9 protein-coding genes are annotated in these 9,648 nt (G+C 37.1%); all 9 read left to right on the top strand.

The genetic code is table 11. The features are described 5' to 3' along the window. Positions 1-1,284, top strand: coding sequence for a GntP family permease (locus F8153_RS00115; RefSeq protein WP_151864309.1), 1,284 nt, complete (start codon positions 1-3; stop codon positions 1,282-1,284). Positions 1,285-1,326: 42 nt separating this feature from the next. Next, on the top strand, positions 1,327-2,067 hold the full coding sequence (gene fabG / locus F8153_RS00120; RefSeq protein WP_151864310.1) for a 3-oxoacyl-[acyl-carrier-protein] reductase: 741 nt from the start codon (positions 1,327-1,329) through the stop codon (positions 2,065-2,067). A gap of 230 nt (positions 2,068-2,297) precedes the next feature. After that, a complete protein-coding gene (locus tag F8153_RS16500) occupies positions 2,298-3,116 on the top strand; it encodes a methyl-accepting chemotaxis protein (RefSeq protein ID WP_151864312.1) in 819 nt (272 codons plus the stop codon). Positions 3,117-3,299: 183 nt separating this feature from the next. Next, positions 3,300-3,812 (top strand): ECF transporter S component, encoded by a 513-nt coding sequence (locus F8153_RS00135; protein WP_330577575.1) that lies wholly within the window; start codon positions 3,300-3,302, stop codon positions 3,810-3,812. 27 nt (positions 3,813-3,839) lie between these two features. Continuing rightward, the gene (locus F8153_RS00140) at positions 3,840-4,646 is read left to right on the top strand and encodes a type III pantothenate kinase (protein ID WP_151864313.1); all 807 of its coding nucleotides are present in this window, start codon (positions 3,840-3,842) and stop codon (positions 4,644-4,646) included. A gap of 200 nt (positions 4,647-4,846) precedes the next feature. Further along, on the top strand, positions 4,847-5,818 hold the full coding sequence (gene dusB / locus F8153_RS00145; RefSeq protein ID WP_151864314.1) for a tRNA dihydrouridine synthase DusB: 972 nt from the start codon (positions 4,847-4,849) through the stop codon (positions 5,816-5,818). Between the two features lie 76 nt (positions 5,819-5,894). Next, positions 5,895-6,812: a quinate 5-dehydrogenase gene (locus F8153_RS00150; RefSeq protein ID WP_151864315.1), complete on the top strand. Its 918-nt coding sequence runs from the start codon at positions 5,895-5,897 to the stop codon at positions 6,810-6,812. A gap of 275 nt (positions 6,813-7,087) precedes the next feature. Further along, positions 7,088-7,564, top strand: coding sequence for a transcription elongation factor GreA (gene greA, locus F8153_RS00155; RefSeq protein WP_151864316.1), 477 nt, complete (start codon positions 7,088-7,090; stop codon positions 7,562-7,564). A 5-nt stretch (positions 7,565-7,569) separates the two neighbouring features. Next, a complete protein-coding gene (gene lysS, locus F8153_RS00160) occupies positions 7,570-9,063 on the top strand; it encodes a lysine--tRNA ligase (protein WP_151864320.1) in 1,494 nt (497 codons plus the stop codon). Positions 9,064-9,648: the final 585 nt, after the last annotated feature.

A 9,648-nucleotide genomic window follows, 5' to 3' on the forward strand; every position in this document is an offset into this window, starting at 1 on the left:
ATGTTAGGAATAATTTTGGGTCTTGCATTATTAATGTATTTAGCCTATAGGGGAATGTCTATTATTTGGATAGCGCCAATTTGCGCATTAGTTGTTGCTATATTCGGTGGGCTAGAGCTATTACCAGCCTATACAGAAACCTATATGGCAGGCTTTGTAGGCTTTGCAAAATCATGGTTCCCAGTATTTATGTTGGGTGCTGTATTTGGTAAGGTTATGGACGATTCAGGTGCAGCTAAGTCCGTTGCACACTTAATTGTAAGAATAATTGGTAAAAAATATGCAATATTGGCTGTAGTTGTAGGTTGTGGAGTATTAACCTATGGTGGAGTATCTCTATTCGTAGTTGTATTTGCTATGTATCCTCTAGCAGTAGCTCTATTTAGAGAAGCGAATATTTCAAGAAAGCTTATTCCTGGAGCAATTGCATTAGGTTCCTTTACCTTTACAATGACAGCTGTACCAGGAACACCTCAAATTCAAAATTTAATTCCTATGAAGTATTTTGGAACTACCCCTACTGCGGCCCCAATAATGGGTATCGTTGGAGCATTAATTATGGCGGGTGTGGGTCTTTTATGGATGAGCTATAGTGAGAAGAAGAGAACAGCAGCAGGTGAGCTGTTTGTTGAACTAGATGAAAAAATCGAAGAAATAGATGAAAAGAATTTACCAAATCCATATTTATCATTTTTACCGCTTTTAACAGTAATCATTTTGTTAAACTTTCTAGACTTAAACATCATTACAGCTTTAGTAGCTGGAACATTGGTGGGAATAGCTTTAAACTTCAGAAGACTTCCACAGCTAGTAAAGACAATCAATAGTGGTGCATCAGGATCAGTTTTGGCAATTATTAATACCAGTGCAGCAGTAGGTTTCGGTGCAGTTGTTAGAGCAGTACCGGGCTTTACAACCTTAACTGATCTTGTTCTTGGAATTAAAGGAAATCCACTAATCTCAGAAGCTGTAGCGGTAAATATTCTAGCAGGTGCAACTGGTTCTGCATCTGGTGGTATGGGTATAGCCTTGGCAGCCTTGGGTGATAAATACATGGAGCTTTCAACCTTAACAGGAATTGCTCCTGAGGCTTTCCATAGAATTGCATCTATGTCTTCAGGTGGACTAGATACATTGCCTCATAATGGTGCGGTATTAACTCTTCTTGCAGTTACTGCCATGACCCATAAAGACTCCTATAAAGATATATTCATGGTAGGTACAGCGATTCCAATATTAGCAGTCGTAGTTGGCATAATTCTAGCAAGTATAGGTTTAGTATAAAAGGTTAATAAGAGGTACCATTATAAGAGGAGGCGTATAGTAATGAGAATAAAGGATAAGGTAGCAGTAGTAACTGGCTCAACATCAGGCATCGGTAAGGCTTCAATTATGAAGTTTGCAGAAGAGGGTGCTAAGGTTGTAGTATGGGGTAGAACCGAAGAAGAAGTAGAAGTAGTTGTAAATGACCTTAAGGCAGCAGGTAAAGAAGTGTTAGGAGTAACTGCAGATGTTTCGGTATCTGATGAGGTTAATTCAGCAATGAATAAAATTAAAGATCACTATGGAACCATCGATATATTAGTTAATAATGCGGGTATAACAGCAGATGCTCAATTAATGAAAATGACTGAGGATCAATTTGACAAGGTTATAGCAGTTAACTTAAAGGGAGTTTATAATTGTGGGCAAGCAGCAGCAAAGATCATGGCCGAGCAAAATAGTGGAGTAATCATCAACGTATCATCTGTTGTAGGTATATATGGTAACTTTGGTCAAACCAATTATGCAGCCACCAAGTTTGGAGTAATTGGAATGACAAAAACCTGGGCAAAGGAATTAGGCCGCAAGGGAGTTCGGGTTAATGCAGTAGCTCCAGGATTTATAGTAACAGAAATGACAGCGAAAATGCCGGAAAAAATTCTTGACGCCATGAAGGGGAAATCTCCATTAGGCATACTGGGTGAACCAATTGATATTGCAAATGCATTTGTTTATTTGGCTTCAAATGAGGCGAAGTTCGTAACAGGAACAGTTTTAAGTGTAGATGGTGGAGTAGTGCTCTAAGGAACTGTAAGTATTCTGTACACTGAATGAAATTCATACAAAACAAACCATAGTGCCTTAATTTCAATTTAAATCCAACAACAGCTGAAGGGGAATGTACAATATTTGAACATTTCCTCTTCAGCATTTTTGAAATAATTACAGATAACATGTTTGTTATAATTAGCTATAAAGTTCGATGGTTTTGGATTTATTAAGCAAATGACAACCTTTAAAAGGGAGGAAAATACATGAGTGTATTAAAGGCTTTTATTGAGGTGGCACCCTTAATGAATCTCCTACATGGAAGGGATATGGCTGTGGCTATTTGTGATAGAGAACAATATCTTTTATATATTGCTGGCGAGAAGCTAAATCACGGTGTAAAACCAGGTGATAAGGTTAACGAGGCGACGGTCATATATCAAGCAATGAAGGAGAAAAATAGGATAGTGAAAAGTATGGGGAGGGAGCTTTTTGGTTTCCCTTACATAGCCATTGCAATACCCCTTATGGAAGAAGGAAAAGTTGTTGGTGGGGCTGTTTTCATGGAATCTATTGAGCAGCAAAGTATACTGCTGGGGATGGCAGAAACCTTGCATAATGAAATAACTCAACTGCAAGCATCAACCCAAGAAATTGCAGCTGAGTCTGAACAGCTGAAGAGTGCTGGTATAGACTTAATAGAATCTGTTGAAAAGGTAATAAAAGATACTGATGCAAGTCAAGAGATTACAATGATGATTAAGAAAATCTCAGATCAAACAAATCTATTAGGTCTAAACGCAGCAATTGAAGCTTCAAGGCTTGGTGAGCAAGGCAGAGGCTTTAATGTAGTGGCTGGAGAAATAAGAAAGCTTGCTTTATCTACTAAGGAGTCAATAGATAAAATTGACTCTATTGTTAAGGGACTAAAAAATAATAGCCATTGGATGAAGGATAATGCAAAGGGTGTTGAAGATGCAGCCAAATCTCAGGTTATGTCTATAGATCAGATTAGAGGCGGAATTCAGTTATTATATAGCCTAATTGAAAAAATCAAGAGGGAAGCAGAAAATGTAGTGAAATAATTTCTACTAAAGGAATAAGTATACTAAAGATAATAATTAGTTGCTAAAATAGAAAGAAATTGTTAAAATGGTACGGTAAAAGCTGATATCATTTTATTCATTCATGAATCAGACTAATTAAGGAAAAAAGTTTAAAATTTAAGACCAGCATCCTATGAAGGAGCTGGAGCGGAGGTGTAAAAATTGAACAGAGGAATTACAACAAGGAAAATGGCTTTAGCAGGTGTGTTGGGTGGCCTGTCGGTTGTATTAAGTGTTACGCCATTCTTGGGCTTTATACCCCTTCCTTTTTTAGGTGGGGTAAGTGCAACTACAATGCATATTCCTGTAATCATTGGAGCCATAACTGCAGGACCCTTTGTAGGGTTGTTTGTTGGATTGATTTTCGGGATTTCTAGCTTTTTAAGGGCTACTCCTGCATTCTTCGCAGATCCGTTGGTTTCAATACTGCCTAGAATTTTTATCGGTCTTACAGCCTATGGAACCTATAAGCTCTCTAGAAGCTCTATACTTGCAGCTATAGTTGGTACTGCAACCAATACTATAGGGGTTCTAACGATGATTTATGTATTGGGCTATCTACGTCCCTTATCGGTGGTGCTGGGTATAGCGGCTGTTAATGGGACGGCAGAGGTTATAATATCTGCAATTATCGTTTATGCAATCATGAAACTATTAAAGAAACTAAAGTTCTAGAAACAATCTATAGAAGAAGGTGAAGTAATGATCTTAGTATTTGATGTAGGGAATACCAATATTGTTATGGGGGTGTATCAGGCCACAGATCTACTGGATTCCTGGAGAATCGCCACTGACAAGGATAAGACCTCTGACGAATATGAAATGGTAATTCATCAGCTATTTCAAATCAGCCAAATAAACATTAAGGATGTAAAGGATGTAATCATATCCTCTGTTGTACCAAATATTATGTATTCCTTAGAGCATGCTATAAGAAAGCTATTCAATCTAGAGCCATTGGTTGTAGGTCCTGGTGTAAAAACCGGTATGAACATAAAGTATGATAATCCAAAACAGGTGGGGGCGGATAGAATCGTAAATGCTGTGGCCGCCTATGATAAGTATAAGGGACCTTTGATAATTGTTGATTTTGGTACTGCTACAACCTTCTGTGCCATCTCAGAAAAGGGAGATTATTTGGGAGGAACTATTTCCCCGGGAATAAAAATATCCAGTGATGCACTTTTTCAGAGGGCTGCAAAACTACCTAGGGTAGAGCTTGTAAAACCCGGTCAAGTTATTTGTAAAAATACAGTAACCAGTATACAGTCTGGAATTATTTATGGTTATGTTGGTTTGGTGGAATATATTATTAAAAAGATGATGCAGGAGCTAAAGGGAAATAGTATTAAAGTGGTGGCCACCGGAGGCTTATCTACCTTGATTGCCTCTGAAACCGACTACATTCATATTGTTGATAAGTTGTTAACTCTAGATGGCCTGAGGATTATCTATGATAGAAATCGTGAAGATAGACTAAAATACCTGGCTGAAATAGGTCAGAAATAATCAGGGAAGTTCTTTAACCCAGTTATCAAGGGTGCTCCGACATCTGGACCCTTAATGGCTGGGTTTTTCTATATAGACGCAGGGGTCGATATATCTCATGAATTGATATAAACAAAGGGTGTTTATAGTGTTTTCAGTGGTGTATAATTCATTATGTAGCTAATAATAATAGAATAGCAACAAAGGACGAGGTGTAATAGATGAAAATAGGAAATGTTACTCTAGAAAAAAATGTATTTCTTGCCCCTATGGCAGGAGTTACGGATCTTCCCTTTAGACTTCTTTGTATGGAGATGGGCTGTGGGATGGTTTATACAGAAATGGTTAGCTCAAGGGGTATTTATTATAAGGATTCTAAAACAGAAGAGCTTCTGAAGATCCATGAAAGAGAAAAGCCTGTAGCAATTCAAATTTTTGGTTCAGAGCCAAAGGTAATGGCTATGGCGGCGGATTATTTAAATGATCGAGAAAATATTATATTAGATATTAATATGGGCTGCCCTGCTCCCAAAATCGTAAAAAATGGAGATGGTAGTGCCTTAATGAAGACACCAAAGCTGGCTGGTGAAATTGTTAAGGAGGTGGTAAAGGCCTCCATTAAACCAGTGACTGTTAAAATCCGAAAGGGTTGGGATGAATCGAATATTAATGCTGTTGAAATGGCCAAGGCCATGGAGGCTAATGGAGCCACTGCAATTACTGTTCATGGAAGAACAAGAGACCAGTTTTATACAGGAGAAGCTGATTGGGACATCATTGCAGAAGTGAAAAATTCTGTTGGGATTCCTGTAATAGGCAATGGGGACGTTTTTTCTCTTGATGATGGAATAAAACTCCTTGATTACAGTGGCTGTGATGGAATTATGATTGGAAGGGGTGCCCAGGGTAATCCTTGGATTTTCAAAGAAATAAGCACTTTTGTTGAAACAGGAGAGATTATACCCCCTCCGACATTGGAGGAAAGAATCAATATAATTTTAAAGCACATGGCTTTGGTTGTAGAGGCTAAAGGAGAATATATAGCTATAAGAGAAATGAGAAAACATATTTCCTGGTATATGAAGGGGTATAAGAATAGTGCGCAGCTAAGGAATCTTGTTAATAAAATATCCACCCAAAGGGAGATGGAAAATACTTTATTGAGATACTTAGATAATATCGAAGGAATTTAATAAAGGTTAAAATCTGAATAATCAAAAGAGAATGGATAATAATACTAATGTTATCTTATTATTGGGAGGATAGAATATGAAGCATATCGTTAGTATTAGCTTAGGAAGCTCTGAGAGGGATCATTCAGCAGAGGTTATTCTCCTTAATGAGAAGTATATTGTTGAGAGAATAGGCACTAATGGAGATCTTAATCAAGCCATTAAACTAATTGAAAAACTTGATGGTAAAGTGGATGCCTTTGGTATGGGGGGCATTGACTTATATGTTTGGGCTGGCAGCAGGAGCTATATGATTAGAGATGCCATGAGGCTAAAGGCAGCGGCTAAGCATACCCCTATGGTTGATGGATCGGGTTTAAAAAATACTCTTGAAAGAAAAGTGATTAAATATCTTGTTGAGAATAGAATTGTTGATTTTCAAGGAAAGAAAGTCTTGTTAACATCAGCGATGGATAGGTATGGAATGGCCCATGAGATTAAAAATTATGGTGGAGATATCGTAATAGGAGACTTGATTTTTGCCTTAGGAATCAATATGCCCATATACTCCTTCGAAGGTTTAAATAGGATAGCCAGAATCATTGCTCCGTTGGTTTGTAGACTTCCCTTTAAGCTCCTTTACCCAACAGGCGTTAAGCAAAAAGAAAAATCCTCCAAGAGTTTGCACTCCCATTATAATAAGGCTGATATCATTGCTGGAGATTTTCATTATATAAAGAGATTTATGCCAGATAGCTTAAAGGATAAAATCCTCATAACCAATACCGTTACAGAAAGGGACATAATAGAACTAAGGCAGAGGGAGGTAAGTGTACTGATTACCACAACACCTCAGCTTCAAGGAAGGTCCTTTGGTACCAATGCCATGGAGGCAATGTTGGTGGCTACTTTAGCAGATTTAAATAAAGAAGCAACTGAAGAGAATTACTATCAGCTTTTAGAGGAAATGCAATTAGAACCAAGGGTTGAAAGATTTAAATATAGCACAGTATAAAATAAGGAGAACTAGGTAAATACTAGTTAAAATTTCTTGACATTTCCTGTGCTCTATCTTATAATATCTACAATGTATTGCTACTATAAGCACTGGATAAGCAGTGCTTCTTATGTTATTTCAAGCCTTTTAGCTACATAATACATTTTCCAAAGAAAGGATGGAATAATTTTATATAAAGCACATATATTATCTAACATCATAAAAATATATTATACTTATTGTGGTAGTTTATTGAATATCAAACATTTTTGGGCGAAGGAGAGGGATTTGCAATGGATAGAGAAGTTGTTTTAACGGTAAATGGTTTAAAGAAGATTGAAGATGAGCTTGAACAGTTAAAGACAGTAAGAAGGAAGGAAGTTGCTGAAAGAATAAAACAGGCTATTGCCTTTGGAGATATTAGCGAGAATTCAGAGTATGATGAAGCTAAAAATGAACAGGCACAAGTGGAAGAAAGAATTATGAAACTTGAAGGCATGTTGAAGAAAGCAAGAGTCATTGATGAGGATGATATTTCTGTTGATGTAGTAAGTATCGGATCAACAGTACATGTTAAAGATATAGAATTCAATGAAGAAGTTGAATACACTATAGTAGGGTCAGCAGAGGCAGACCCATATGAACTGAAGATTTCCAATGAGTCACCAGTTGGGAGAACTCTCCTTGGTAAAAAAGTAGGAGATATTGTGGAGGTACAAATACCTGACGGAACAACTAAGTATGAAATTCTAGAAATTAAAAGATTATAGGGGTGATTAAAGTGTCTAACCATACTAATGAAGAGCAAAATTTAAATGAGCTTCTTAAAATTCGTAGAGAGAAGCTAAAGCATCTTCAAAGCATAGGGAAAGACCCCTTCAAAATCGAAAAGGTTTATGTAAGTCATTATAGTCAAGATATTATTGATAACTTTGATAATTTAGAGGGGCAAGTCGTTACGATAGCAGGTCGTTTAATGGCTAAAAGGGGCCATGGTAAAGCCAGCTTTATAAACATTCAGGATAAGGATGGTAGAATACAATCCTATGTAAGGGAAGATCGAATAGGTGAGGAGGATTATCAGTTATTTGTAACCTATGACATAGGGGATATAATTGAGATCGTTGGTGAAGTATTTAAGACCAACAAAGGTGAAATATCCATAAAAGCCAATTCTGTAAGACTATTATCAAAATCCCTGCAGATTCTACCAGAAAAGTTTCATGGTTTAAAGGATCAAGATTTAAGATATAGACAGAGATATGTAGACTTAATCGTTAATCCAGAGGTTAAAGAGACCTTTATCAAAAGGAATAAAATTATCAAAGGTATCAGAGAGTTCTTAGATGAGAGAGGTTATCTTGAGGTTGAAACACCAATTCTTACCACTATAGCAGGCGGGGCTGCAGCAAGGCCCTTCTTGACCCATCATAACACCTTAGATTTAGATATGCAGTTGAGGATTGCCAACGAGCTTTATTTAAAGAGACTAATTGTTGGTGGCTTTGACAAGGTATATGAAATGGGTAAGATGTTTAGAAATGAGGGAATTTCCATAAAGCATAATCCTGAGTTCACCAGCATGGAGCTATATGCAGCTTACCATGATTATGAGGATATGATGGAGATTACTGAGAATCTTGTGGCCTATTGTGCAGAAAAGGTACATGGAACCACTGTTGTCAACTTCCAGGGCACTGAGATAGATTTTAAGCCCCCTTGGAAGAGGGAATCCATGCATGATTTAGTAAAGGAAAAGACGGGTGTCAATTTTTATGATATAGAATCCGATGAAGAGGCGAGGAAGGTTGCAAAGGAGAAGCTCCATCTAGAGGTGGAAAAGCGTATGACAAGAGGTCATTTGGTTGCCTTAGCCTTTGAAGAATTCTGCGAAAAGGATTTAATTCAACCAACCTTCGTTTTACATCATCCTGTGGAAATATCCCCTTTAGCAAAGAGGAACCCAGACAATCCTCTTATTACAAACCGTTTTGAGGCCTTTGCCAACACATGGGAAATCGCCAATGCCTTCTCGGAGTTAAATGATCCTATCGATCAAAAACAACGATTTGAAGAACAACTAAAGCAAAAGGAAGCTGGAGATGACGAAGCCCATCCAATGGATCTAGACTTTGTCAATGCTCTAGAAGTAGGGCTCCCACCTACCGGTGGGCTGGGAGTCGGAATTGATAGATTAATCATGCTTCTTACCGACTCGCCATCTATAAGGGATATCATACTATTCCCTACTATGAAGCCTTTAGAATAGCAAGAAGCAGTATAAGCAAGATTTCGATGTTGGTTTTAACCCCTCCATATGGAGGGGTTACTATTTTTATTATATATAATGTAGGAATCTATAAATATTTCTTAGTTATAAAAATTCATAATATTACCAGTGTGAATACCGTTGACATGAATATCGACTATGTGATATATTAATTTAGCTGTCCCGTGAGGGCGGCCGAGATTAAGAAATCGTGTATTAAAAAGAAAATAAAAAATATTATTTAACTACTTGACAATGGTTCTTAATAATGATACAGTATATAAGTTGCCTCTTGATGGCGGCGGGGGAAAAACCCCTTGAAATAAGTTAAGTTGATTTACTCAAAAGTCCTTAGACTCAAGGCACAAGTAAATTTTTCACCGGAGCCTATACAGATATAGTTGAGGATTAAAAATTTATGAAGCAACGAAGAAGATAAAGGATTTTCAACAGTATAGCAGGTCTTTGAAAACTGAACAGTATAGAATATAAGCCAGCAAAATTTATTTAAAAGTGAAAAGTTAAAAGTGAAAAGTTGAAAAACTAATTACTAAATAATTCACAACCCAGAAATTTTTTATTAAG

It is taken from the genome of Alkaliphilus serpentinus (genome assembly GCF_009017255.1).
Classification (GTDB): Bacteria; Bacillota; Clostridia; order Peptostreptococcales; family Natronincolaceae; genus Alkaliphilus_D; species Alkaliphilus_D serpentinus.

Bases quoted from the DNA above. Each gene is read 5' to 3' on its own strand.
- greA (WP_151864316.1), top strand. From the start codon at position 7,088: ATGGATAGAGAAGTTGTTTTAACGGTAAATGGTTTAAAGAAGATTGAA.
- F8153_RS00115 (WP_151864309.1), top strand. From the start codon at position 1: ATGTTAGGAATAATTTTGGGTCTTGCATTATTAATGTATTTAGCCTAT.
- dusB (WP_151864314.1), top strand. From the start codon at position 4,847: ATGAAAATAGGAAATGTTACTCTAGAAAAAAATGTATTTCTTGCCCCT.
- fabG (WP_151864310.1), top strand. From the start codon at position 1,327: ATGAGAATAAAGGATAAGGTAGCAGTAGTAACTGGCTCAACATCAGGC.
- F8153_RS16500 (WP_151864312.1), top strand. From the start codon at position 2,298: ATGAGTGTATTAAAGGCTTTTATTGAGGTGGCACCCTTAATGAATCTC.
- F8153_RS00140 (WP_151864313.1), top strand. From the start codon at position 3,840: ATGATCTTAGTATTTGATGTAGGGAATACCAATATTGTTATGGGGGTG.
- F8153_RS00150 (WP_151864315.1), top strand. From the start codon at position 5,895: ATGAAGCATATCGTTAGTATTAGCTTAGGAAGCTCTGAGAGGGATCAT.